This is a genomic window from Burkholderia latens (assembly GCF_902499045.1).
GTDB classification, from domain to species: Bacteria; Pseudomonadota; Gammaproteobacteria; order Burkholderiales; family Burkholderiaceae; genus Burkholderia; species Burkholderia latens.
The window spans coordinates 44,563-69,786 of sequence record NZ_CABVPL010000039.1 but is presented as its reverse complement, the minus strand read 5'-3'; the positions used below and the strand labels follow the sequence as shown (position 1 = coordinate 69,786).

Below are 25,224 nucleotides of genomic sequence, written 5' to 3'. Positions count from 1 at the left end.
GGCCGGTTCCGCGGCGGGCGGCGGGGCAGCAGGCGCCGCCGGGGCGGCCGGCGCTGCGCCGCGTCCGATGCGGATCTGACTGTCGTCGATCACGAAGCAGCACACGGCGATGATGTCGTCGGACGGCACCTCGGATTCGAGCCACAGCGTCAGATCCGCGCCCGCTTCGTCGCGGCCGACGATCCGGCCGAGATTGCCGAGTTCCTCGGTCAGCAGCGCCTGGTCCTTCGCATCGACGCCGAGCAGCGTGATCTTCAGGTGCGGGCCGTCCGCGCCGGCGTCGGCATCGGCCGCCGGATGCGCGGCCGCGACGGCCTGTTCGACCACGTGATCGGGCGCGCCGCCGGTGCCGGCCGCAGGCGCGGCAGGCGGTGCGTCCGCGGGCGCGCCGCCGCCGCTCTCGGCCTTCAGCCGTTCGAGCTTCGCGCAGATCGCCGCGGCCGCTGCCGCATCCGGTTCCGCGCTCGCGCGGTAGTCGACCAGCTGGTCGGACAGCACGTCCTTGGTCTCGAGGAACGCGTCGACCATTTCCTTGGTCAGCGTCAGCTCATGGTTGCGCGCGCGGTCGAGCAGCGATTCGAGGATGTGGGTCGTTTCGGTCAGCGCGGAAAAGCCGAACGTCGCCGCGCCGCCCTTGATCGAGTGCGCGGCGCGGAAGATCGCGGCGAGGTCCTCGGGGTCGGGCGAACCGACGTCGAGGTTCAGCAGCAGCTGCTCCATCTGCGCGAGGAGCTCGTCCGCTTCGTCGAAAAAGGTCTGGTAGAACTGCGTGATGTCGAGAGTCATGCCCGGTCACCGGTTGGATTCGTCGCGTTCATGTCAGGAGGCGGTCTGCTCGGACAGCGTCGCGACCAGGTCGATCAGCACCGCCGGGTCGATCGGCTTTTCGATCCAGCCGGTCGCGCCCGCGTCGCGCGCGGCGTCCTTGAAGGCGTCGCTGCCTTCGGTCGTCAGCACGAGGATCGGCGTGTCCGCATACGCGGTGAGCTGGCGCAGCGCGGCGATCACCTCGAGCCCGTTCTTGCGCGGCATGTTCTGGTCCGTCAGCACCAGGTCGTACGGCACGGTGGCCGCCATGTCGAAGCCCGCTTCGCCGTCCGGCGCCACGGTCACGTCGTAGCCGGCCTGCGCAAGCGTCGCCTGCAGCAGTGCCCGCATGGTCGCGGAATCGTCGATGGCGAGAATGGTTCGGATCATGTCTGTCTCGGAATCTTGGAAACGTCAGGGTTTCGGCGCGACGCCGACGGCGCTCTCGAGCGCCGGTCGCGCGGCCGGCGCCGCACCGCCGAGCTGCTGCGCCAGCTGCTTCGAGCCCGCGGCGTCGGCCGACAGCGTCGTGGTCGTCGCGTCGTCGCGCATCAGCGCCTCTTCGGATTTGCGGTTCAGCACGATCACGCTGATCCGGCGGTTTTCCGGATCGAGCGGATCGGCCTTGTTCAGGTTCTGCGTCGACGCGAGCCCGAGCACGCGCAGCACCTTCGACTCGTCCATGCCGCCCGCGATCAGCTCGCGGCGCGACGCGTTCGCGCGGTCGGCCGACAGCTCCCAGTTGCTGTAGCCGCCCTCGCCGCCCGCGTACGGCACCGCGTCGGTGTGGCCCTGGACGATGATCCGGTTCGGCACGTCGTTCAGCGTCTTGCCAATCTCGCGCAGGATGTCGCGCATGTACGGCTCGACGTGGTCGCTCGACATCGCGAACATCGGCCGCTTCTGCGAATCGACGATCTCGATGCGCAAACCCATCAGCGTCGAATCGATCCGGATCTGCTGCTTGAACTGGCGCAGCGTCGGGTTCGCCTCGATCGCCGCCATCAGCTTGATCTGCAGGTCGTGCAGGCGCGCCTGCTCGAGGCGGTCCTGTGCGCCCTGCGCCTGCGAGCGCGTCCTGTCGTCGCCGGCCTTCGCGACGCGATCGGCGAGGTTGGTCGAGCCGTCGGTGCGGCGCAGCGTGCCGGCGTCGGCGCTCGACAGGTCGCGGCCGCCGCCGTTGATGATGCTGGAGTCCTGCGAGCTGCGATCGCCGCTGCCGAACAGCGCGGCCTTCAGCGGCGTGTTGAAGTATTCGGCGATCCCCTTCAGCTGCACCGGCGTGACCGAGCTCAGCAGCCACATCAGCAGGAAGAACGCCATCATCGCGGTCATGAAGTCCGCATACGCGAGCTTCCATGCGCCGCCGTGGTGGCCCTTCTTCTGCGGGGCCACCCGTTTGACGACGATCGCGTGATCCTTGCTCTTGCTCATCGCGCGCTCCGCGTCACTTCGTCTTCACGCGGCGCACGTGCTCTTCGAGCTCCGTGAACGACGGGCGCTCGGTCGAGAACAGCACCTTGCGGCCGAACTCGACCGCGATCGCCGGCGCGTAGCCGTTCAGGCTCGCGAGGATCGTCACCTTGATGCACTGGAACATCTTGGTCGACTCGGCGACGCGCTGCTCGGCAAGGCTCGCGAGCGGCCCGATCAGCCCGTACGACAGCAGGATCCCGAGGAACGTGCCGACCAGCGCCTGCGCGATCATCGCGCCGAGCACCGCGGGCGGCTTGTCGGCCGACGCCATCGTGTGCACCACGCCCATCACGGCCGCGACGATCCCGAACGCGGGCATCGCGTCGCCGACGCGCATCAGCGCGTGCGCCGGGCCTTCGCCTTCCGTGTGGTGCGTCTCGATCTCCTCGTCCATCAGGCTCTCGATCTCGAACGCGTTCATGTTGCCGCCCACCATCAGCCGCAGGTAGTCGGTCAGGAATTCGACGATGTGGCGATCGGCGAGGATCTTCGGGTATTGGGTGAAGATCGGGCTCTTGTCCGGATCGTCGATGTCGGCCTCGAGCGTCAGCGTGCCTTCCTTGCGCGCCTTCGCGAGCAGCACGTACAGGAGCGCCATCAGCTCCATATAGACGTCCTTCGTGTACTTCGAGCCCTTGAAGAGCGTCGGCAGCACGCGCAGCGTCGCCTTGATGGTCTTCATGCCGTTGCCGAGGATGAACGCGCCGACGCCTGCGCCGACGATCATCAGGATCTCGAGCGGCTGGACCAATGCGCCCAGATGCCCGCCTGCCAGCGCGTAACCGCCGAAGACGGACAAGAGCGTCACGAGTGTTCCCACGATAATCAGCACTGCCTGTCCCTCACGAATGACCGGCGGGGAGACCGCCGTTAATCAGGTTTACGGCAGTCGGCAGGAAAACTTTCGCGGCCGCGCCGCGGCGGCACGGCGGTGTTTACCAGCAAGCGGCGGCCGGTTCGCGCGCGGCGTACGGCCGCCGCCCCGATGCCGGCCCGCGCCCCGCCCGGCCCGGCGCTCAGGCCACGGCGGCAGCCAGCTCCGCGCGCGCCGCGGCGGCCTTGCGGGTCTTGCCCGCGCGCGACGGCGGCTGACAGAGGCCGCACACGAAACCTTGATGTGGATCATGCGCGTGCGCGACGAAGTGGCCGCCGCAGCGCGTGCACGGGGTCATCTGCAGCATCCCCGAGTCGAAGAAGCGCACCAGCGTCCATGCGCGCGTGAGGCTCAGCGCGGCTTCGTCGCCGGACAGGTTCACGTGCTCCAGGTACAGCCGGTACGCCTTCACGATCGACTGGATCGGCTCGCAGCGGCCGTGGTCCTGCATGAACCGGTAGATGTTGTAGAACAGCGACGAATGGATGTTCGGCTGCCACGTCATGAACCAGTCGGTCGAGAACGGCAGCATCCCCTTCGGCGGCGACACGCCCTTCAGTTCCTTGTACAGCTTGATCAGGCGGTCGCGCGACAGGTTCGTCTCCGCCTCGAGCAGCTGCAGCCGGGCGCCCAGTTCGATCAGTTCGATCGCGAGGGTGATTTCCTTCACCTCGATCACGACGCTTTTGCTTGCCATGGTGAAAAATCGTCCGCTTGACGTTGTTCGGATGAATGGCCGCAACGCCGCCCGCCGGCGCGGGTGCGCCGGGACGAGAACGCAACGGCGGGAAAGGATCAGCGGACGCTTTCGACCGGCTGGCCGGCCATCAGGATGGCCGAGTGCGCGTGCGTGACGACGTCGCTGCGGCCTTTGTCGGCGAGCGACGACAGCAGCGCGTGATCGTCGAAGCGAAAACGGCACAGCATCTGGTTCGACGCGGCGAGCTTCACGGTCTGGGCGAGCGTGAGGTTCGCGAGCACGTCGGCCAGTTCCTGGGACACGCCCATCCGGAACATGCCCATCGCTTTGTCTTCCCGCAGCAGGCGCTGCGCGAGGAGGAGGTACGACAGGTTCACCTCTTTGATCTCACTGAGCATTTCGCTGGTGGCGCTCATGATTCCCCCGTTAAGAGCTTTGCTTTGGCCTTTCATGTTATGAAAACGTTTGCTCGATCAGGCGCTTGGTGGCGCCGCGTCGGCACGTTTATCAGTCTTACAGGGCGAATTTTGGCCAAACGGGATTTATGCCGGTATCAGCGAAGTGGCGTATGCCATGCAGGATTTGTCTGTAAACCGTGTAGGAATTTTTCCGACAACGCGCATTGAAACGCGGCAAACGGCAGGACAAGTGGGGCGCGAATCCGTATGCAATGTGGTGCCACATGGGACGAATCCGGCGAAAGACCGTCCGGCAAAGCTGCCGGAGATCGAATCGGTAAAAATTATAGTGGTTTTTCACAATAGCGCAACAATAGTTGCGGGCATCTCGCTTCATGTTTGCGCGCCCTTTTTATCGGGGTTTTCGCGTATTTCATCGTGTAACAAGCCTTAAGTCTTTGAAAAAACACTCGAACCCCTGAAGGCGATATCGATAATGGACTCCAATGGGCGGCGGCGTCAGCCCCGCCGGCCCGCCCCGCAGCTTGCCTTCCGGCACCCGAGCATCTCGCGAAGGGCCCGGCCACGTACCGCAGAAAGCGTGCGTCGGCGAGTTCCGCAACCTGCACCGGCCAGCATGCGCACTCGAGCGCCCGCGCTGGCCGACACTGGAGAACGCCCATGCGTATTGCCCAGATCGCGCCGCTTTACGAAGCCGTCCCGCCGAAGCTTTACGGCGGCACCGAGCGTGTCGTGTCCTACCTGACCGAGGCGCTCGTCGAACTCGGCCACGACGTGACGCTGTTCGCGAGCGGCGATTCCGTCACGTCCGCCCGCCTGGAGGCGGCGTGGCCGCGCGCATTGCGGCTCGACCCGTCGATCCGCGACTCGATGGCGCCCCATATGCGCCTGATCGAACAGGTCGCCCGAGTCGCGCACGAATTCGACGTGCTGCACTTTCATCTCGACTACCTGCCGTTCCCGCTGATGTCGCGGCTCGACACGCCCTACGTGACGACGCTGCACGGCCGCCTCGACCTGCCCGAGCTCCAGCCGGTGTTCGACGCGTTCCCGCACGCGCCGGTCGTGTCGATCTCGAATTCGCAGCGCAAGCCGCTGCCGCAGGCCGCGTGGGCGGGCACCGTCTATCACGGGCTGCCCGACACGCTGCTCACGCCGCAACCGGACGTGAAGCCCGAATATCTGGCGTTCCTCGGCCGGATCTGCCCGGAAAAGCGTGTCGACACCGCGATCCGGATCGCCGCGCAAAGCGGGCTGCCGCTGAAGATCGCCGCGAAGGTCGACAAGGCCGACGCCGACTACTTCAAGGAAGTGATCGAGCCGCTGCTCGGCGAGGCGCACGTCGAATTCATCGGCGAGATCAACGAGGCGCAGAAGCCGGCGTTCCTGTCGGGCGCTAAGGCGCTGCTGTTCCCGATCGACTGGCCGGAGCCGTTCGGCTTGGTGATGATCGAGGCGATGGCGTGCGGCACGCCGGTCGTCGCGTTCAATCGCGGCTCGGTGCCGGAAGTGATCGAGGACGGCGTGACGGGCTTCATCGTCGAGGACGTGCAGGGCGCGGTCGGCGCGCTGCACCGGATCGACAGCCTGTCGCGCGACGCGATCCGCGCGCGCTTCGACACGCGTTTCAGCGCGAAGGCGATGGCGCGGCGCTATGTCGAAACTTACGAAACGCTTTGCGCGGCGGCGAAACGACCGACGCTGCGTCAAGTCGCCGGCGGCTGACGCCGACGAAATTCGTCAGCAAATAGCCGGGAAAATCCGCGCCGAAAACGGCGCGAAAAAACCAAAGAGCCGCATCGTCGATGCGGCTCTTTCTTTTGTGCGGTCATGCGATCAGGAAACGATCGCGATTTTTCCCGACGATCCAATTCGGCGGCTTGCCGCGGCCGCTCCAGGTCGCACCCGACTTCGGGTCGCGGTATTTCGGCGGCAGCGGCGTCTTTTTCGGCGGACGACCGCGCCGCGCGCGCTCCGCAAAGCCCAGATCCTGGGCCGTCAGCCCATATTCGGCAATCATCCGCTGGACGTCGGCGATCACCGCCGCGACTTCCTGGCGGCGCACGTCGTCCGCCTGAGCCTGCAGATCGGCGATCTGCGCCTTGAGTTTCGCGTATTGAGACATTTTTCGACTCCCTCTTTTCCATGATACGGCTCCGGCAAGTTTGCCGGAACGCCAACACCCCGTTACGTCATCAGCACTGCCGCCCTGCTCTTCGAAATTAATGCCGTCATTTTTAACCCGTTCCGCTATATCGAGAATGCGGGCTTATTCTAATAAAGGCCATTCCTCGGTCATTCAAATTTAACAATCGTTGACCCTCCCGAACCCGATTCATTTCCTATAATCCAGACCAATTCCGGGCGTCGGATTAAATCAGCCGGCCGCACGGTGTCTTCAACCGACTTGAACGAGGTCCCTACATGAATCTTTCTCAGCGTCTGGCTGCAGAGGTATTCGGCACGTTCTGGCTGGTGCTCGGCGGGTGCGGAAGCGCCGTGCTGGCCGCCGCCTTTCCGGGCCTCGGCATCGGGTTTGCCGGCGTCGCACTCGCATTCGGCCTGACCGTGCTGACGATGGCATTCGCGATCGGCCACATTTCGGGTTGCCATTTGAATCCGGCTGTGAGTGTGGGCCTGACCGTCGCCGGCCGCTTTCCCGCACGCGATCTCGCGCCGTACATCGTCGCGCAGGTCGTCGGCGCGACGCTCGGCGCGTTCGTGCTGTACCTGATCGCGACCGGCAAGCCGGGCTTCGACGTCGTCGGCAGCGGTTTCGCGACCAACGGCTTCGGCGAGCGTTCGCCCGGCCACTACTCGCTCGGCGCGGCGTTCATCTGCGAAGTCGTGATGACGGGCTTCTTCCTGTTCGTGATTCTCGGCGCCACCGACAAGCGCGCGCCGGCCGGCTTCGCGCCGATCGCGATCGGCCTGTGCCTGACGCTGATCCACCTGATCTCGATTCCGGTCACGAACACGTCGGTGAACCCGGCCCGCTCGACCGGCCCCGCGCTGTTCGTCGGCGGCGACGCGATCGGCCAGCTGTGGCTGTTCTGGATCGCGCCGATCATCGGCGCAGCGATTGCCGGGGTCGTCTACCCGCTGATCGCAGGGCGCGACGATGCCGTCGGCGTGCTGCCCGCCTCCGCTCGCACCATCGAATAAAAACGTTACGGGGTCGCGCGAGCAGAGCAGCGAGCCTCACGCTGTCGAACAACATCGAGGCAGGCAATTTGAACGGGCGCCGCTGGCGCCCGTTTTTCATGTCCGCTCAGGACACTCAGGACGCGGCCACGCCGTCGAGCGTGTCCTCCAGCGCGAACAGCGTGCGCAGGTGACGGGCAACGCCCGCGTCGAAGTTGTTGCCGATCCGCGGGATATGCGGCAATTGCGCGATCAGGTCGGGATTCGCGTTGTTCATCATGAATGCATGGCCGGCCGTTTCGAGCAGGTCGATATCGTTCATGTTGTCGCCGAACGCGACGCAGTGGCCGGCGTCCACGCCCAGTCGCGCGAGCACAGCGCGCAGCGCACGGCCCTTCGACACGTTCGCGGTCATCACTTCGAGGCAGTCGGGCAGCGAGTACGTGACGTACAACGCATCGCCGAATTGCACGCGCATCTGCTCGGCGACCACCGCCAGATCCGCCGGCTCGCCGATGTACAGCACCTTCGCGATGTCGGCGCCGTCGTGCGCGGCCATGTCGATCACCTCGTACCGGAAGCCGGAATCCTGGTGGAATGCGAGCAGGTGCGGCGCTTCGCGGTCGATCAGCCAGCCGCGGTCGGTAAACAGATTGACGATCACGCGCCCGTGCGCGCCCGTCACGCCCGGCTGCACGAGGCCGCGAACGATCCTGGGATCGATGTCCTGCGCATGGATCGCCGTATCGTCCGGCGCATGCACGCGCGCGCCGTTCGACGTGATCAGGTACGGCCGGATGCCCAGCACGTCGCGGATCCCGGCGACGTCCGCGTAGTGGCGCCCCGTCGCGATCACGAACTGCACGCCGTCGCGGTCGAGCCGGCGGACGGTCTCGATCGTGTACGGATCGAGTTGGTGGTCGCTGTTCAGCAGGGTGCCGTCGAGATCGGTGGCGATGACTTTGTACATGGACGCGGGGGGATTGGCGCGCAGGATGCTGCGGGAATGCCATTTTACCGTCGCGGCCGCACGCGCGTCGGGCGGCTGGGGCACCCGTCCAACTTCCACCCGTCAGCCTGCTTCAGCCGCCGCCAACGCCCGCAGCGCGAGCCGCAGCGCGCCATGCGCGGAATCGTCGAGCGGCGCGCGCAACCGGGCCGCGTGGCGGGCCGGCACGGACGGCGCAAGCGCGTCGGCCAGGCCGCCGCACAGCGCGACCGGCAGCACCCGGTGCGGATCGAGCGCGTCGATCATCTTGCCGATCTCGTCACCGGCTTGCGCGATCAGCGCGGCCGCATACGGGTGGCCGCGGTGCGCGATCAGGATCGGCGCGAGGCGCGCGTAGATCGTCTGGTTGGCGTCACACGACCATTGGACGAGCGCGTCGCGATCGTTCGCGCCGGTTTCCGCGAGCAGCGCGTCGGCCAGCGCGTCGCGCGGCACGCGGCCGTCCAGTGCCTGCTGCGCATACGCCAGCGCGCGCATGCCGAGCCACGCGCCGCTCGCCTCGTCACCGGACGGGAAGCCGAAGCCGCCGGCGATGCGGCAGTCTCCCGCAGCGTCGAGCGCGGCCGCGATGCTGCCGGTGCCGAGCGCGACGATGAGCCCCGGCGCGCCGCCGTGCGCGCCCACGACGGTCGTATACGCGTCGCTTTCGATCGCGAGCGCGCCGAGTGGCGCCTGCGCGCGGAACGCGGCGAGCCACGCGGCATTGTTGACGCCCGCGAGCCCGCAGCCGAGCGCGCATTGCGACCAGTCGAACGCGAGCCCGGCCCGCGTGAATGCGTCGGCACACGCCGCGCCGATCGACGCCCACGCGCGCTCGATGCCAAGACCGAGCCCCGACGGGCCGCCACGCCCCTGCGCGAGCTCGCGCCCGTGCCGGTCTGCCAGCACCGCGCGGGTACCGGTGCCGCCGCCGTCGATGCCGATCGCAAAAAGTAATGCCGTCATGCGTTGATCCTGCTGATTCGAACAGGCGCCAAGCTTAACCGGATCGGCGCCGCGCGCCCATCTGCCGTTCGGCCAGCTACCCCGCGACAGGGCGTTCCGTTATGCTGGCACGATCGAAATCGACACTGGAACGAGGCTGACGATGTCGCAGCGGTGCAACTGGGTCAAGACGGAAGCGGATGCTCACTATCACGATACCGAATGGGGCGTGCCGTCGCATGACGATCGTCACCTGTTCGAAATGCTGATCCTGGAAGGCGCGCAGGCGGGGCTGTCGTGGTCGACGATCCTGAACAAGCGCACCGGCTATCGCGAGGCATTCGCCGACTTCGATGTCGACGCGGTCGCACGCTTCACGCCGAAGCGCATCGAGAAGCTGCTCGAGAATCCCGGCATCGTGCGCAATCGCGCGAAGGTCGAATCCGCGGTGACCAATGCACGGGCCGTGCAGCGCATTCGTGAGGATCACGGGTCGCTCGCGGAGTTCCTGTGGTCGTTTGTCGATCACACGCCGATCCAGAACGCGTGGGCATCGTACCGCGACGCACCCGCGTCGACCGCCCAGTCGGACGCGCTCAGCAAGGCGCTGAAGGGTTACGGCTGCAAGTTCGTCGGCTCGACGATCTGCTACGCGCTGATGCAGGCAACCGGGATGGTCAACGACCACGAGGCCGGCTGCCCGTGTCACGCGAAATGCGCGGCACTCGGCGGCAAACAGACGGCACGGAAGCGGAAGACGGGTTGACGGCGACTGGCCCGCGGGGCGGCGAGCGCGGCTGGGGGCGTGCGTATCCTCCGACATCGTGACCTCGCGACATCACGCGCCCATGCCGCAGCGCCGGGCGCCTCGGGCTTCGGGCTTCGGGCTTCGGGCTTCGGGCTTCGGGCTTCGGGCTTCGGGCTTCGGGCTTCGGGCTTCGGGCTTCGGCTTCGGCTTCGGCTTCGGCTTCGGCTTCGGCTTCGGGCTTGGGCCCAGGGGCCACGGGGGGCGTGGCGGCTACGGCTGGCGGCCGGAGCGCCTCCCCACATCCGCTCCCGCACTCCATACGTCTGCGTCGGCACATCAACCGACTTCGCATCAGTTCGTCCCGCGTGACGGCGCCACCGGCGCCGCCCGCACGCCGCGCGCCGCCCGCACGCGGGCACTGCGCTTCTTCACCCAGATGCAGATGCCCGTCACGCTGAGCATTGCGATGACGACGCCGAGTGCGCTCACCGCGATGCGACCCGCGACGCCGGCGATCCGCCCGGAGTGCAGCGGAAACTGCGCCTGCATGAAGATGTCGCCGGCCGACCCGCGGCCCGGCACCTGCGCGGCGACACGTTTGCCCGTCACCGCATCCCAGTAGAGCCACGCGTTGCCGAGCCCGACGTCGCCGTGATCGTTGCCAGGCGTGAAGAACCCGACCGCATAGACGTTCATCGCCGGCGCGAACAGCAGCGCGCCGGGCGGTGCGGCAATCCCGGCCTCGCGTCCGGCCGAGCGGGCGAGCGCGACGATCCGCTCGCGCGGCAGCACCCGGCTGCTCGGCGGCGCCGGCGGGAAATGCTCGGGATTCGTGTACGGCGTCTCGGCCAGCGGCGAAACCAGCGACACCAGCGGCCGCACGACCGGCACGGCGAGGTTCATCGAGATCGATGTAACCGCAACGACGAGCAGGAGCCCCCACACCCAGACGCCGCCCGAGCGATGCAGGTCGAACACGAGCGGATAACCGCCGCGCCGCACGCGGAACGCGAACGACTTGCGCCAGCTTTTCGGATTCGGAAACGCGAGCGCGAGCGCGACCACGCAGTCGATCGCCCACACGATGCCGACCACGCCCATCACCCAGAAGCCGAAGTTGACCCCGCCATACACCGGCAGGAACAACGAGTAGTGCAGCCGGTAGATGAACGGCATCAGGTCGAGCCGCGCGATCGATAGCGCACCCCATTCGCGACGCGCCTGCACGGCGCCCGTCGCGGGGTCGACGGCGATCTGATTGAAATCGAGCACGGGCGTGTGGCCCGACGCATCGGTGCGCGGCATCACGCCTACCTGCAGCGTGTGTCCAGGCTCGATCGCGAGCGGCAGGTAGGTCACTTGCACGCGCGGGTCGGCGGCCTCGATACGCGCCGCGAGGTCGAGCGGCGGCATCGGTGCGCCGTCGCCGTGCGCGACGTAGAAACCCGGATTTAGCGCGGCATCGAGCTCGTGGTCCCACGCGATCAGCGCGCCGGTCAGCCCCGCGACGAACAGGAACAACGCGATGGCAAGCCCGAACCAGCGATGCAGACGGACGAGCAGCGGTCGCAACAGCGCATTCATCGCGCGCTCCGCGCTGAGAAGGCGGCCCGGCGCGCACGGCGGCCGCGAATGGACGGGATGCAGGTCATGGAAGGTCTGTGCCGCGCGACAGCCGACCGCCGTGGCGACGCACGGGCGGAAGTCCATGTATGCGGCATGGAATTGTTGCGTGTTCCGCGGGTTTTGATACGATGCGCGGCATTTTAACGCAATGCGAATGATTCTTACTCGCATTTTTAATCCATCGCCATGACCGTCCGCATCGCCCGCCGTCCCGTACGCCCGCGCCGTCTCGCCGCGGCCCTCGCCTGCTTCGCCGCATCGCTCGCGCATGCCGACGATTCACCGGGCGACGCCGCCACGCTGCCGGCCCTGAACATCACGGCCGCGCGCGATTCGCCGCAGCACCTGACCGACGACATCTCGGCCGGCGCGCTCGGCGCGCGGCGCCAGCTCGACACGCCGTTCTCGACGACCATCGTCACGTCGGAGGAACTCGAGGCGCGCCAGCCGTACAAGCTCGGCGACGTGTTCGCGAACGACGCGTCGGTGTCCGACAACAGCGGCGCGTACAGCGCATGGGCGAGCTACATGACCGTGCGCGGCATGCAGCTCGACTGGCAGAACGGCTACAAGATCGACGGACTGCCGTTCGTCACGTACGGGATCACGATGCCGTACGAGCAGCTCGAGCGCGTCGAACTGCTGAAGGGGCTCGGCGGTTTCCTGTACGGCTTCGTGACGCCCGGCGGCGTAGTCAACTACGTGACGAAGCAGCCGGGAACGGAGCCGGTGCGAAGTGTCGACGTCGGCTATCGCAGCACGAACGTCTGGACCGAGCACGTAGACTTCGGCCAGCGCTTCGGGCCGAACGGCATGTTCGGCGCGCGGCTGAACGCGACCCATGAGGAAGGCAAGACCTACAACGACGGCAACATCCGCCGCGATGCGGTGTCGCTCGCGCTGCAGGCAAATCTGACGCGCGACCTTTCCGTGACGTTCGGCGCGCTGTACCAGGATCGTCGCACGACCGGCCAGACGCCGTCGATCTTCACCGGCAGCTACCCGAGCGGCGCGCTGCCGGCGACGGTCAGCGGCGGCACGACGAACCTCGGCGGCAAGGACCAGTACCTGAACACGAACCTGCAGCTCTACACGGCCGGGTTGCAGTACCAGCTTGCGCCGGACTGGCTGCTCGACGTCGCGTACAGCTACAGCAAGGCGACGCGCCGCCGCAACGAGAGCACGCTGACGCTGGCGGACCCGGCCGGCAACTATTCGGACAGCCGCTACGTCGGGATGGAGGATCATCGCTTCAGCCAATGGCGCGCAATGGTCGAAGGCACCGTGCGCACGGGCCCGTTCAGTCACCGGATCGTGCTCGGCGCGTCGTGGCAGAAGCAGGCCAACGACTATTCGGCGAACAGCGTGTTCGTGCCGCTCGGCACCGGCAACCTCTACGCGCCGAACCCGTACCGCTACGACAGCCCGCACGGCTTCGTCCAGTACCGCACGAGCGAGATCGTGCAGAAGTCGCTGTTCGCGAGCGACACCGTGCAGCTGACCCAGCGCTGGTCGGTGCTCGCCGGCGTGCGCTACATGAATTACGCGCAGCGCGCGTTCGAACCGAGCGGCGCCGAAGATCCCGGCTACAGCCAGAACGGCGTCGTGACGCCGACGTTCGCCGTGATGTTCAAGCCCGCCCCGGCCACGACCGTGTACGCGAGCTATGCCGAATCGCTCGAGCCCGGCAGCCGCGTGAACGACGTCTACGCGAATGCGGGCCAGGTGCTCAAGCCGCTGCGCAGCAAGCAGTACGAACTGGGGATCAAGAGCGAGCACGCGCGCTGGAGCGCGACGGCCGCGCTGTTCCGCATCGAACGCAGCGCCGAATATGCGAATGCCGCGAACGTCTACGTGCAGGACGGTGAATCGGTGGTCCAGGGGATCGAGTTCGGTGCGCACGCGAAACTCGGCGCACGCTGGAACGCCGGCTTCGACGCGATGGTGCTGGACGCGTGGTACGCGAAAGGGACCGGCAACAACGGCAACCGCGTCGCGGGCGCACCGCGCTTCGTGCTCGCGGGCGACCTCGGCTATGCGGTGCCGGGCGTACCGGGGCTGACGCTCGGCGTCGACGCGAAATTCACCGGCGCGACGCCGCTGCGCGCGGCCGGCGGCCTCGACGCGCCGGGCTTCCTGGTCGTCAATGCCGGCGCGCGCTACCTGACGCGAGTCGGGCGCCACGACGTGACGCTGCGCGCATCGATCGACAACGTGCTGAACCGCCGCTACTGGGAATATCAGTACGCGGACTATGTGAAGCCGGGCGATCCGCGCACGGTGAGCCTGAGCGCGAAGATCGACTTCTGAGCGAACCGGGCGCGATCGGCCTGAAGCAGCCGGCGCCGAGCCAATCCGGCCGCGGCGCCGCCAGCGGCGGCACCGCCCGCGCCTGCACGCGCGCCCCGCGCGCCATCTGCCCGACGCCCGACGCCCGACGCCCGACGCCCGCACGCCAACGCCGAAAGCCGTTTTCCGATGCCGGAAAAGCAAAACGGCGGAGCGGCTTCTTTCGAAGCACACTCCGCCGTTTCGCGGCGAACCGTCAGACGCTCTTAGTGGAGCTTCTTCGGCAGCATCTGGCTGCGCAGGCGCTTGTGCAGGCGCTTGACGGCTGCTGCCTTCTTGCGCTTGCGGACTGCGGTCGGCTTTTCGTAGGACTGGCGTTCGCGCAGTTCAGCGATCAGGCCGTTTTTTTCGATAGCACGGCGAAAGCGGCGAATCGCCACTTCGAACGGCTCGTTTTCTTTCAGAAGAATCGTCGTCATGTCGTTCCTAAATTGCTTAAACGGTCAAAAACGTAGCGGCCAAGCGCCACGCACCGGCCATCCGGGCGTCCCCACAACAGGCGAAACGAGCGGAAATACGGCCTCGGAGGCCGGAAAAGAGAGGCGGAAAGCACCGCGAGTACGCTTCACAAGCCGCGTGCAGCGCCGCGTTTGACTGCCAGCAGGAATGCCGCAACGGCATAGGCGTGACAGAAAATCTCAATTCAGCCCGCCATCATATCAGGAAATCACAGACAAAACTATCCTTTTGTCGATCCCGGCGCGTCGCCGCACCGCCCGAGACCGCCCGGGCCGTCCGCAAACATGACGTCCCGCGGCCGCCGAAATCGCGGCGAGCTACGCCGGGCGCGGCTTCCGCGGCCATCGGCTCCTTCCGTCCCGAATTTCCTCGAACATCTTTCTAAAGTTTTCGCCGGGTGCCGCCGTCAACCAGGAAAGGCGGGCAGCGCCACTCGCGATAAAGCGCAACGCCGAAAACGACCCTGTCTGTACTCAGGCATTTTCCAAAACGAGGAAGCAAATGCTGAACATCAACACCAACATCCTTTCGCTGACGACGCAGACGAACCTGTCGGGCTCGCAAAACGCACTGTCGCAAGCGATCAACCGCCTGTCGTCGGGCAAGCGCGTCAACACGGCAGCCGATGACGCGGCAGGTCTCGCGATCTCGACGACGCAAACGGCCGCGATCAACGCACTGACGCAAGGCGTTTCGAACGCGAACAACGGTATCTCGATGATCCAGACCGCAGCCGGCGCGCTGCAGTCGACCGTCGACAACCTGCAGCGTATCCGTACGCTGGCAGTCGAAGCTGGCGACGGCTCGCTGGATTCGAACGCACGTGCAAACCTGCAAGCTGAAGTCACGACGCGTCTCGGCGAAATCGACCGCGTGGCAACGCAAACGACGTTCAACGGCCAGACCATCCTGAGCAACGCCGGCAACGTCACGTTCCAGGTCGGCGCATCGGCGAACCAGACCGTTGCCGTCAACTTCGGCGCGACCGTGTGGACGAGCACGGGCGCAGGCCTGAGCCTGAGCGGCCTGACGGTCAGCGACCAGACGAGCGCACAGTCGGCGATCACGGCAATCGACGCGGCACTGAAGAACGTCAACACGTTCCAGGCAACGCTGGGTGCAGCACAAAACACGTTCCAGGCTGCGATCACGACGACGCAAACGCAGGCAACCAACATGAGCGCAGCGCGTTCGCAGATCACCGACGCGGACTTCGCGACGGAAACGGCGAACCTGAGCAAGGCGCAAGTGCTGCAGCAAGCCGGCATCTCGGTGCTCGCGCAAGCGAACTCGCTGCCGCAGCAAGTCCTGAAGCTCCTGCAGTAATCGAGTACATCGGCGCCGGGCGCATCGCCCGCGCGCAGGGCGTCGTCCGCGTTGCGGCGCGCGACGACGCCGGTTCGATTCGTCGAACCCGATACTTCAGGGAGGCTCGCCTCCCTGCTTGCATTGAATCCGAAGCACGGCGACCCGCCGGAACGCGCGCCACCGCGCAAACGACTGGAGCACCCGCATGACCACGACGAGCACAAGCACGACGGATATCGGCAGCCTTCTGGCGCAGGCCGGGCAATCGATCATCAGCGGCGCGACCAATTCGACGCTCGACGTCAATTCGCTCGTGTCGGCACTGGTCACCGCGAAGACGGCCGGTCAGACACAAACCCTCACGACCAGGCAGGCGGCGGACAACACCGAGCTGTCGGCGGTCGGCAAATTGAAATCGGCGCTGTCGGCGCTGCAGACCGCGATCGCCGGTCTCGCGAACGGCACCACGCTGAGCGGCCTCGCGGCCACCGCGAGCGGCAACGGCATCACCGCGTCGGTCAAGAGCGGCGGCGGTGCGGTGGCCGGCTCGTACTCGGTCAACGTCACGCAGCTCGCGACCGCGAACAAGCTGTCGTCCGCGGGCCTCACGTCGAGCGACACGATTTCGGCCGGTTCGCTGAGCATCACGCTCGGCAGCAACACGGCATTCAACGTCAACGTCGCGGCCGGCGCATCGCTGTCCGACATCGCGACGTCGATCAATACGACGGCCGGCAACCCGGGCGTCACCGCGTCGGTGATCACCGGCTCGGACGGCCAGCACCTCGTGATCCAGTCGAACAACACCGGCGCGGCCAATACGGTGTCGGTGAGCGGAACCGGCGTGAATTCGAAACTGACGTCGGGCTACACGACCGTGACGGCGGCCGCGGACGCGAAGCTGACGGTCGACGGCACGCCGGTCAGCAGCGCATCCAACAGCGTGTCGGGCGTGCTGACGGGCGTCACGCTGAACCTGACGGCGGCCGCGGTCAACACGACCCAGACGGTCACGCTGTCGCCGGACACGACGGCCACGACGAACGCGATCAACGCGTTCGTCAACGCGTACAACAGCTATGTGACGACCTCGCAGTCGCTGTCGTCGTACGATCCGAACACGTCGACGGCCGGCCCGCTGCTCGGCGACTCGATGCTGAACACGATCTCGAACGGCCTCGCCACCGCGATCAGCGGCGGCGTCACGACGGGCAGCCCGAGCAAGACCTATTCGCTCGCGGCGATCGGCATCAACCTGCAGTCGGACGGCACGCTGCAGGTCGATTCGACCGCACTGAACACCGCGCTCACGTCGAACAGCCCCGCCGTCGCCGCGCTGTTCAACACGACCAACGGCGTCGGCAAGACGCTGAACAACCTGGTCAACACGTACACGCAGACGAACGGCCTGATCGACCAGCGCACGACGGCGATCAACTCGGACCTGAAGAACCTGTCGGATCAGGCGACGCAGCTGAAGAACTACTCGGACCAGCTGACCTCGCAGTACAACGCGCAGTTCACCGCGCTGAACAACCTGATGGCGACGATGGCCAACAACACGAAGTACCTGACGCAGCTGTTCGGCGGTTCGAACAGCGCCGGTGCGCTCGCGACCAACAAGTAAGCCGCTTTCTCATACGACGGATCCGGACGACGACCATGACGACCGATACGCTGGACCACGCACTCCACCTGACCGACGCGATGCAGACGGCCGCCGCGCTGCGCGACTGGGAGCGCGTCGCGGCGCTCGCCGACGCGCGCTCGCCGCTGTTGATGGGCCTGTCGCCCGAGCAGTCGCCGGCGGCGCTCGACACGATCCGCCGGATCATGGACATCGACGCGTCGATCGCGCAGGACGCGCAGGCCGATCGCGACCGGCTCGCGCGGCAGTTCACCGAATCGCGCGACCGGATCCGCGCGGCCGGCCTCTATCAGGCGACCGGCATGCTGTAAGTCTTCGATCGAACAACAACGCGCGCCGCCATCGAGCGTGCGCCGACGTCGTAGTATCGAGCCGCCTTCGGGCGGCTTTTTTTCGTGACGGAAACAGGAACAGCGATCGCATGACCGGCCCGAGGCCTGCGCAGCATGCCGGTCAAGCAGCGCGGGGCAGCGATGGCGAAGGCTACCGCGCGGCCGCCGCCGCATCGACCATCTGCGCGAACGCCGCTTCGAGATGGCGCGCAAAGCGCGGCGCATCGCACAGCGGCGAGCGCAGCAGCCGCTCGCGCAGCCCGGCCCGCACTTCGGCGACGTGCGGCAGATCCTGCGCGAACGCGACCGCCTTCGCGACATAGTCGTCGTCGTTGCCGGCGATCCATTCGGGCATCCCGAGCGTGTGCAGGATGCTTTCGCCGATATGCGACAGGAAGCGGTCGCCGCGCCGGGTGATGAACGGCGCGCCCATCCATAGTCCTTCCACGCTCGTCGTGCCGCCCGGATACGGGAACGGATCGAGGACGATGTCGATGTCGTTGAACGTGCCGATGTGCGCGAGCCGCGTGGATCCGCCGCGCAGCACCAGCCGCTCGGCGGCAATGCCGTGCGCCGCGAAGCGCGCGGCCACGCTCGCGCGCAGTGCGGGCTCGTCGAGCTGCGCCGATTTCAGCAGCAGCCGCGAACCGGGCACGGCATCGAGCACGCGCGACCATAGCGTGACGACCGCGTCGCCGATCTTGTTCGCGTTGTTGAGGCAGCCGAACGTGACGACACGTTCGCGCTCGGCCGGCAGCGGACCGACGTCGAGCGGCAGATCGGGCGGCGTGAAGCAGAGGTAGCTGTCCGGCAGCCGCCATGGCCGCTCGACGAAGTGGTGCGCCTCGTTCTCCGGCAGCACGTGGCGATCGCCGATCACGTAGTCGATCGCGGCAATGCCCGTCGTCGCGAAATAGCCGAGCCAGGTCGCCTGCACCGGCGCCGGCTTCCACGCGAACAGCGGCAGCCGGTTCGACGCGGTATGGCCGCTCAGGTCGACCAGCACGTCCACGCGGTCGCTCGCGATCAGCTCCGCCGCCGCACGATCGTCGAGCGCGGTGATGTCGCGCCACACCGCGAAGTGGCGCTTGAGCATCGCGGTCATCTCGTCCTGCACCGACTGCGTCGCATAGGCGAGCGCTTCGACGCGCGACGGATCGAGCGCCGCGACGACGCTCGACAGGAACACCGCGACCGGATGCGACTTCAGGTCGCCGGACACGAACCCGACACGCAGCACGCGCCCCGCGGCCGGCCGCGGCGCGTGTGTCATCGGCGATGCCTGCGCGGCCATCTGCGCGCCGAATGCGCGCGCCCGCTCGAGCAGTTGCGCCGGCGACAGCCGGTCGCTGCCGGCCGCATGGAACATGCTGCCCGAGTGCGCGTTGCGAAACGCGGGATCGACGGCGAGCGCGCGATCGTAGCTCGCGAGGCCCGCATCGAGCTGCCACATCGCGCACAGCAGGTCGCCTTCGACCGCATGCATCTGCGCGGTCGGATTCGGCAGCGACAGCGCGATCCGGCAACGCTCGAGCGCGTCGCGCCGCTTGCCCTGCTGCACAAGGGTCTGCGCGAGATGGAAATGCAGATCGGCACGATCGGGCGCGGCGGCCAGCGCACGCCGCAGGCTCGCGGCCGTGCCGTCGAGATCGCCCGCGCGCTCGAACGCGGCCGCAAGGTGGAACAGGCAATCGGCTTCGTCCGATTCCGCCGCGCGGGTGAGGCTCGCGATCGACGCGTCGAGTTCGCCGCGCTCGAACAACAGCATCCCGAGCGCATGGTGCGCGGCGTACAGCGTCGGTTGCAGCGCGATCGCACGGCGGTAGCACGCGATCGCGTCGTCGTACCGGCATTGCGCGCGCAATACGTTGCCGCGGTTGAAGCATGCGTGCGCGTAGGCAGGATCGAGCGCGAGCGCCTTCTCGTACGCGCGCGCGGCGGCGTCCAGTTCGCCCTTGTCCTGCAGCGCGTTGCCGAGATTGTTGAAGGCCGGCGCGTAGTCGGGGCGCAGCGCGAGCGCCTGCACGCAGCTGAGCATCGCCGCATCGGCGTCGCCCGCGTCGCGCAACGCATTGCCGAGGTTGCTGTGCGCCTCCGCATAGCCGGGCGCGAGCGCGATCGCGCGCCGGTATGCGGCGGTCGCATCGTCGAGGCGGCCGTGCGCGCGCAGCATGTTGCCGAGGTTGTTCAGGTAGACGGGATCGGCGCGCAGCGCGATCGCGCGCTCCATCAGCGCGAGGCCGGCCGGGAACTGGCCGAGCTGGCACGCGAGCAGCCCGAGGAAGTGCGTCGCGTCCGGCTGATCGGGCTCGTCGCGACGGATGGCCTCGTACAGCGCCCGCGCGTCGTCGAGGCGCCCGGCCTCGTGATGCGCGAGGGCCGCGTTCAGTCGCTCCGCGACGACGCCGGTCATGCGCGTGTTCCGTCCGTGTCGCCGGCCACGTAGCGCGCCCACATCCCGTGGAACGCGTCCTCGAGATTGCGTGCGAAGCGCGCCGCATCGCACAGCGGCGACGCGAGCGTGCGTTCGCGCAACGTCGCGCGCAATGCCGCGAGCGCGTCGCGATCGCTCGCGAACGCGATCGCCTTCGCAAGGTACGCGCCCTCGTCGGCCGCGATCCAGTCGCCCATCCCGGCCGCGTGCAGCAGGCTCTCGCAGATATGCGTGACGAAGCGGCCGCCCTTCATCCCGATCACCGGCACGCCCATCCACAGCGCTTCGGCCGTCGTCGTGCCGCCCGGATACGGGAACGGGCTCAGCGCGATGTCGATCCGGTTGTACGCGTTGAAATACTCCGCGCGCGGCGAACCGCCTTCGAGAATCAGCCGGTGCGCGCCGATACCGTGCCGCGCGAAACGCTCGAGCGTCGCGCGGCTCATGTCGCTCGCGCCGAGTTCGTGCGCCTTCAGCATCAGCCGCGCATCGGGCAGCGCATGCAGCAGGCGCGACCACAGCGCGATCACGTCGTCGCTGATCTTCGTGAGCTTGCCGAAGCAGCCGAACGTCACCCCGCCATTGCGCTCCATCGGCAGCGGGCCGACCTCGACGTCGTACGCGGGCGGCGTGAAGCACAGATAGCTGTCCGGCAGACGCCACGGCTGTTCGACGAAGTGATGGGCCTCGTCGGCCGGCAACGTGTGCGGGTCACCGATGAAATAGTCGATCGCGCGGCAGCCGGTCGTCGCGAAGAAGCCGAGCCAGCTCGCCTGCACGGGCGCCGGCCGGTGCGCGAACACGGGCAGGCCGCTCCAGTTCGTGTGGCCGGCCAGGTCGACGAGCACGTCGATCTGGTCATCGTGAATCATCTGCGCCGCCTGCTCGCGATTCAGGCACGTGAGCTTCTTCCAGCTTGCGAAGCCCGTTTTCAGCCGCGCGGTCACGTCGTCCTCGACGACGAACGTCACGTAGGCGTGCGGTTCGATGCGCGTGCGATCGAGATGCGCGAGCACGCTTTCGAGGAAGATCCCGACCGGATGCTGACGCAGGTCGCCGGACACGAAGCCGACCCGCAGCGGCCGCCCGCGCGCCTGCCGTGCCCGTCGTTCGCGGTCGTGCGGCAGCAGCCGCGCGTCGCGCGCGAGGTAGTCGCCGTAGCGCTGCGCATCGGCGACCCACTCGTCCGGCGCGAACGCCGGCGAGCTCGACATGTTGAACAGCAGCCGCGCATAAGCGCGATGCGGATCGTGCTCGATGGCGTCGCGAAACGCTTCGACCGCAGCGGCGTAATCGCGCTTTGCCCACAGGATGTCGCCGAGCGTCAGCTGGATCTTCGCCGGATCGACGCCCAGTTCCTGTGCGATCCGGTATTCGCTCATCGCTTCGTCGAGCCGGTCGAGGCGGAACAGCGCCGCCGCGAGATTGTGGTGCGCGTCCGCGTCGTCCGGATTCAGGTCGATCGCGTGGCGATGGCTGAGCTCTGCCGCCGCCATGCGGTCCAGGTTGTGATACGCGAGACCGAGGAAGTTGTATGCGTCCGCGAGCGTCGGATCGAGTTCGATCGCGTGCCGGCACAGTCGCATCGATTCTTCGTATTCGCCCTGCTGGCACCGCAGTTCGCCGAGCCGGCACCATGCCTGCGCATAGCCGGGATCGATCTCGCACGCACGCTGGAAGAGCCGCGCCGCGCCGTCGAAGTCGTTCATGCTGCGCAGCGATCGGCCGAGCGCGCAGTGACCTTCGGCATCGTCCGGCTCGAGCCCCTCACGCGCATGTTCCAGCGCGCCGTCGAAATCGTCGGTGGCGCGCAGCGCGGCGGCGAGCCCGCGATGCGCGACACGCAGTGCGGGGTTCAGTTCGAGCGCGCGGCGGTAGTGAGCGATCGCGTCCGCGTGGCGCTCCTGCGCGCGCAGCACGTTACCCAGGTTGCTGTGCGCTTCCGCATAGGATGGATGAAACGCGATCGCCTTGCCGTAGCTCGCTGCTGCCGCATCGAGCTCGCCGAGATCCTGCAGCACGTTGCCGAGGTTGTTGTACGCCTCCGCGTAACCGGGGCGCAGTTCGATCGCGCGTGAGCAGCTCTGCATCGCCGCGGCCGGCTCGTGTGCGTCGCGCAGCGCATTGCCGAGGTTGTTGTGCGCTTCCGGATAGTCCGGTCGCAATGCGACCGCGCGACGGTAGTGCGCGATCGCGTCGTCGAGCCGCCCGCATTCGCGCAGCATGTTGCCGAGGTTGTTGAAGTACGACGCGTCCGGCCGCGCGGCGAGCGAGCGCTCCATCAGCGCGAGGCCCGCGTCGTACTGCTTCAGCTGACATGCGAGCAGCCCGAGGAAATGCATCGCGTCCGGCTGCCCGGGCTGCGTGTGCAGTATCGTGTCGTACAGCGTCTTCGCCTGCGCGAGACGACCGGCCTGGTGGTGCTCGAGCGCCTGCTGCAACGCGTGCTGGATATCGTTCATGCTGTCTGTGCCGTTTCCGTATAGCGTGTCCACATGCCGACGAACGCATCTTCGAGATTGCGTGCGAAGCGCGCCGCATCGCACAGCGGCGACGCGAGCGTGCGCGCGCGCAGCGTCGCGCGCAATGCCGCGAGGCGCGCGCCGTCCTGCGCGGCCGCGACGGCCTTCTCGACGTAGTCGTCCTCATTGCCCGCGATCCAGTCGGGCATCCCCGCCGCGTGCAGCAGGCTCTCGCAGATGTGCGTGACGAACCGTCCGCCCTTCATCCCGAGCACCGGCACGCCCATCCAAAGCGCCTCGGCCGTCGTCGTGCCGCCGGGGTACGGGAACGGGCTCAGCGCGACGTCGATCCGGTTGTATGCGGCGAAATACTCGGCGCGCGGCGACGCGCCGTCGAACAGTAGCCGGCTCGCGTCGATCCCGTGCCGCGCGAAGCGTGCGGCGGTCGCGTCGCGCACCGCCGGCTGCTCGAGCTCGCGTGCCTTCAACAACAGCCGCGCGCCCGGCAGCGCGTGCAATATGCGCGACCACACGCGCACGACGTCGTCGCCGAGCTTCACGAGCTTGCCGAAGCAGCCGAACGTCACGTGGCCGTTCGCGGCCATCGGCAGCGGGCCGATCGCGACGTCGTACGCGGGCGGCGTGAAGCACAGATAGCTGTCCGGCAAATGCCACGGCTGCTCGACGAAGTGACCGGCTTCGTCGGCCGGCAACGTCTTCGCGTCGCCGATGAAATAGTCGATCGCGTCGCTACCCGTCGACGCGAAGAAGCCGAGCCAGCTCGCCTGCACGGGCGCAGGCTTCCAGCCGAATACGGCGAGCCCGCTCGCCTGCGTATGGCCGGCGAGATCGACGAGCACGTCGATACCGTCGTCATGGATCGTGCGCGCGGCCGCCGCCGCGGCGCAGCCGGCGATCGAACGCCAGGCGGCCGCGCGCGGCTTGAGCCGCGCGGTGATCGCGTCCTCTTCATCCGACGTCACGTACACGTGCGGCTCGATGCGCGCGCGATCGAGATGCGCGAACACGCTCTCGACGAAGATGCCGACCGGGTGCTGCCGCAGATCGCCCGACACGAAGCCGACCCGCAGCGGGCGGTGCCGCGCCCGCGCCGCGCGTTCCCGCGGATCGTGCCGGTAGCGCGTCGAACGCGCCGCGATGTGGCGGCCGTAGCGGCGCGCATCGTTCAGGTAGTCCGCGGGCGATACGGTCGCCGATGCGGCAGCCGCGAACAGCAAGCGGCCGAGCACGTCGGCCGCTTCGTCGCTCGCGTCGTCGCGCACCAGCGCGAGCGCGTCGCGATATGCAGGCACCGCGGCGTCGACGTTGCCTTGCGCACGCAGGATGTCGCCGAGGTTCACGTGCATCGGCACGGTCGGGCGGTCGGCCGCGAGTGCTCGCCGGCAATACGCGAGTGCGTCGTCGAGCCGTTCGCACTTGAGCAGCACGACCGACAGGTTGTGACAGGCGCCGCTGTCGGCCGGATTCAGTTCGAGCGCGGTGCGGTAGCACGCCTGCGCAGCCGCGAGATCGCCGAGCCCGTGGTGTGCGTTGCCGGCGTGGTTGTGGGCATCGGCAAGATCGGGCGCGATGCGGATCGCGTCGTGCGCGTGCGCGAGCGCTTCCGCATAACGCGCCTGACGGCGGCGCACACCGCTCAGGTTCGCGTGCGCCGCGGCCATCGAGGCATCGAGCGCGATCGCGCGTGCGTAGTGTGCTGCGGCGGTTTCCAGATCGCCCGCGTCGCGCAACACGCCCGCATAGTTGTTGTGCAGGGTCGCGTCGGCGGATTCGGCTGCGGCCGCGCGCAGCACGCTCGCGGCTTCGGCCAGCTCGCCGAGCGCCCACAACGACAGGCCGAGACCGTGAGAGGCGGCGGGCAGTGCGGGGCTCAGTTCGAGCGCGCGGCGGTAGTGCGCGATCGCATCCGCGTGGCGCTCCTGCGCGCGCAGTACGTTACCGAGGTTGCTGTGCGCTTCCGCATAGGACGGATGAAACGCGATCGCCTTGCCGTAGCTCGCCGCTGCCGCATCGAGCTCGCCGAGATCCTGCAGCACGTTGCCGAGGTTGTTGTACGCCTCCGCGTAACCGGGGCGCAGCTCGATCGCGCGCGCGCAGCTCTGCATCGCCGCGGCTGGCTCGCGTGCGTCGCGCAGCGCATTGCCGAGGTTGTTGTGCGCTTCCGGATAGTCCGGTCGCAATGCGACCGCGCGGCGATAGTGCGCGATCGCGTCGTCGAGCCGCCCGCATTCGCGCAGCATGTTGCCGAGGTTGTTGAAGTACGACGCGTCCGGCCGCGCGGCGAGCGAGCGCTCCATCAGCGCGAGGCCCGCGTCGTACTGCTTCAGCTGACATGCGAGCAGCCCGAGGAAATGCATCGCGTCCGGCTGCCCGGGCTGCGTGTGCAGTATCGCGTCGTACAGCGTCTTCGCTTGCGCGAGGCGGCCCGCCTGATGATGCGCGAGCGCGTCGCGCAGCTGCAGTTCAATCGGCTCCATGGCGCAC

General features: G+C 67.6%; 22 protein-coding genes. 8 read left to right on the top strand and 14 right to left on the bottom strand.

The window, feature by feature from the left end:
- The 6 genes from BSE24067_RS23110 to flhD all read right to left on the bottom strand — a co-directional run.
- Positions 1-786: Hpt domain-containing protein (locus tag BSE24067_RS23110; protein WP_174904864.1), on the bottom strand; the 786-nt coding region annotated here is incomplete at its 3' end.
- Between the two features lie 33 nt (positions 787-819).
- Complete coding sequence (locus BSE24067_RS23105) at positions 820-1,197, bottom strand: response regulator (RefSeq protein ID WP_151068751.1); 378 nt, start codon at positions 1,195-1,197, stop codon at positions 820-822.
- Positions 1,198-1,221: 24 nt separating this feature from the next.
- Positions 1,222-2,241 (bottom strand): flagellar motor protein MotB, encoded by a 1,020-nt coding sequence (gene motB / locus BSE24067_RS23100; protein ID WP_151068752.1) that lies wholly within the window; start codon positions 2,239-2,241, stop codon positions 1,222-1,224.
- 13 nt (positions 2,242-2,254) lie between these two features.
- Positions 2,255-3,115: a flagellar motor stator protein MotA gene (gene motA / locus BSE24067_RS23095; protein WP_151068753.1), complete on the bottom strand. Its 861-nt coding sequence runs from the start codon at positions 3,113-3,115 to the stop codon at positions 2,255-2,257.
- Between the two features lie 184 nt (positions 3,116-3,299).
- On the bottom strand, positions 3,300-3,854 hold the full coding sequence (gene flhC / locus BSE24067_RS23090) for a flagellar transcriptional regulator FlhC (protein WP_151068418.1): 555 nt from the start codon (positions 3,852-3,854) through the stop codon (positions 3,300-3,302).
- A gap of 98 nt (positions 3,855-3,952) precedes the next feature.
- Positions 3,953-4,273 (bottom strand): flagellar transcriptional regulator FlhD, encoded by a 321-nt coding sequence (gene flhD / locus BSE24067_RS23085; protein ID WP_014895554.1) that lies wholly within the window; start codon positions 4,271-4,273, stop codon positions 3,953-3,955.
- Positions 4,274-4,322: 49 nt separating this feature from the next.
- Between flhD and BSE24067_RS23080 the strand changes: the two genes are divergently transcribed.
- Both BSE24067_RS23080 and BSE24067_RS23075 read left to right on the top strand, forming a co-directional pair.
- Positions 4,323-4,709 (top strand): hypothetical protein, encoded by a 387-nt coding sequence (locus tag BSE24067_RS23080; protein ID WP_151068419.1) that lies wholly within the window; start codon positions 4,323-4,325, stop codon positions 4,707-4,709.
- 227 nt (positions 4,710-4,936) lie between these two features.
- Positions 4,937-6,001, top strand: coding sequence for a glycosyltransferase family 4 protein (locus tag BSE24067_RS23075; RefSeq protein ID WP_151068420.1), 1,065 nt, complete (start codon positions 4,937-4,939; stop codon positions 5,999-6,001).
- A 103-nt stretch (positions 6,002-6,104) separates the two neighbouring features.
- Here BSE24067_RS23075 and BSE24067_RS23070 read toward each other — a convergent pair whose 3' ends face one another.
- Positions 6,105-6,401 carry an H-NS histone family protein gene (locus BSE24067_RS23070; protein ID WP_151068421.1) on the bottom strand — a complete coding sequence of 99 codons (297 nt, stop codon included), beginning with the start codon at positions 6,399-6,401 and terminating at the stop codon, positions 6,105-6,107.
- A 299-nt stretch (positions 6,402-6,700) separates the two neighbouring features.
- Here BSE24067_RS23070 and aqpZ point away from each other — a divergent pair, with 299 nt between their 5' ends.
- The gene (gene aqpZ / locus BSE24067_RS23065) at positions 6,701-7,441 is read left to right on the top strand and encodes an aquaporin Z (RefSeq protein ID WP_151068422.1); all 741 of its coding nucleotides are present in this window, start codon (positions 6,701-6,703) and stop codon (positions 7,439-7,441) included.
- A 115-nt stretch (positions 7,442-7,556) separates the two neighbouring features.
- Here the strand turns inward: aqpZ and BSE24067_RS23060 are convergent, their stop codons facing one another.
- Together BSE24067_RS23060 and BSE24067_RS23055 are read right to left on the bottom strand one after the other, a co-directional pair.
- The gene (locus BSE24067_RS23060) at positions 7,557-8,390 is read right to left on the bottom strand and encodes a Cof-type HAD-IIB family hydrolase (protein WP_151068423.1); all 834 of its coding nucleotides are present in this window, start codon (positions 8,388-8,390) and stop codon (positions 7,557-7,559) included.
- Between the two features lie 102 nt (positions 8,391-8,492).
- Complete coding sequence (locus tag BSE24067_RS23055) at positions 8,493-9,374, bottom strand: glucosamine kinase nucleotide-binding domain-containing protein (RefSeq protein WP_151068424.1); 882 nt, start codon at positions 9,372-9,374, stop codon at positions 8,493-8,495.
- 142 nt (positions 9,375-9,516) lie between these two features.
- Between BSE24067_RS23055 and BSE24067_RS23050 the strand changes: the two genes are divergently transcribed.
- On the top strand, positions 9,517-10,119 hold the full coding sequence (locus BSE24067_RS23050) for a DNA-3-methyladenine glycosylase I (protein WP_151068425.1): 603 nt from the start codon (positions 9,517-9,519) through the stop codon (positions 10,117-10,119).
- A gap of 333 nt (positions 10,120-10,452) precedes the next feature.
- Here BSE24067_RS23050 and BSE24067_RS23045 read toward each other — a convergent pair whose 3' ends face one another.
- On the bottom strand, positions 10,453-11,685 hold the full coding sequence (locus BSE24067_RS23045) for a PepSY-associated TM helix domain-containing protein (RefSeq protein WP_151068426.1): 1,233 nt from the start codon (positions 11,683-11,685) through the stop codon (positions 10,453-10,455).
- A gap of 228 nt (positions 11,686-11,913) precedes the next feature.
- Here BSE24067_RS23045 and BSE24067_RS23040 point away from each other — a divergent pair, with 228 nt between their 5' ends.
- On the top strand, positions 11,914-14,037 hold the full coding sequence (locus BSE24067_RS23040) for a TonB-dependent siderophore receptor (RefSeq protein WP_151068427.1): 2,124 nt from the start codon (positions 11,914-11,916) through the stop codon (positions 14,035-14,037).
- Positions 14,038-14,282: 245 nt separating this feature from the next.
- Here BSE24067_RS23040 and rpsU read toward each other — a convergent pair whose 3' ends face one another.
- Positions 14,283-14,495, bottom strand: coding sequence for a 30S ribosomal protein S21 (rpsU, locus tag BSE24067_RS23035; RefSeq protein ID WP_006401410.1), 213 nt, complete (start codon positions 14,493-14,495; stop codon positions 14,283-14,285).
- A gap of 541 nt (positions 14,496-15,036) precedes the next feature.
- Here rpsU and BSE24067_RS23030 point away from each other — a divergent pair.
- From BSE24067_RS23030 to BSE24067_RS23020, 3 genes are all read left to right on the top strand, one after another.
- On the top strand, positions 15,037-15,861 hold the full coding sequence (locus BSE24067_RS23030; protein WP_151068584.1) for a flagellin domain-containing protein: 825 nt from the start codon (positions 15,037-15,039) through the stop codon (positions 15,859-15,861).
- Positions 15,862-16,048: 187 nt separating this feature from the next.
- Entirely contained in the window at positions 16,049-17,470 is a 1,422-nt protein-coding gene (gene fliD, locus BSE24067_RS23025; RefSeq protein WP_151068585.1) for a flagellar filament capping protein FliD, read from the top strand.
- Between the two features lie 35 nt (positions 17,471-17,505).
- Positions 17,506-17,802, top strand: coding sequence for a flagellar protein FliT (locus tag BSE24067_RS23020; RefSeq protein ID WP_151068586.1), 297 nt, complete (start codon positions 17,506-17,508; stop codon positions 17,800-17,802).
- Positions 17,803-17,974: 172 nt separating this feature from the next.
- On the opposite strand, the gene BSE24067_RS23015 is transcribed toward BSE24067_RS23020, so the two are convergent.
- Genes BSE24067_RS23015 through BSE24067_RS23005 form a run of 3 tightly spaced genes read right to left on the bottom strand, consistent with a single transcriptional unit; the run spans position 17,975 to position 25,217 of the window.
- The gene (locus tag BSE24067_RS23015; protein ID WP_151068587.1) at positions 17,975-20,236 is read right to left on the bottom strand and encodes an O-linked N-acetylglucosamine transferase, SPINDLY family protein; all 2,262 of its coding nucleotides are present in this window, start codon (positions 20,234-20,236) and stop codon (positions 17,975-17,977) included.
- Positions 20,233-22,719, bottom strand: coding sequence for a tetratricopeptide repeat protein (locus tag BSE24067_RS23010; RefSeq protein ID WP_174904863.1), 2,487 nt, complete (start codon positions 22,717-22,719; stop codon positions 20,233-20,235). The genes BSE24067_RS23015 and BSE24067_RS23010 overlap by 4 nt, the downstream gene beginning before the upstream one ends.
- The gene (locus tag BSE24067_RS23005) at positions 22,716-25,217 is read right to left on the bottom strand and encodes a tetratricopeptide repeat protein (protein ID WP_151068157.1); all 2,502 of its coding nucleotides are present in this window, start codon (positions 25,215-25,217) and stop codon (positions 22,716-22,718) included. Before BSE24067_RS23005 ends, BSE24067_RS23010 begins: the two co-directional genes overlap by 4 nt.
- Positions 25,218-25,224: the final 7 nt, after the last annotated feature.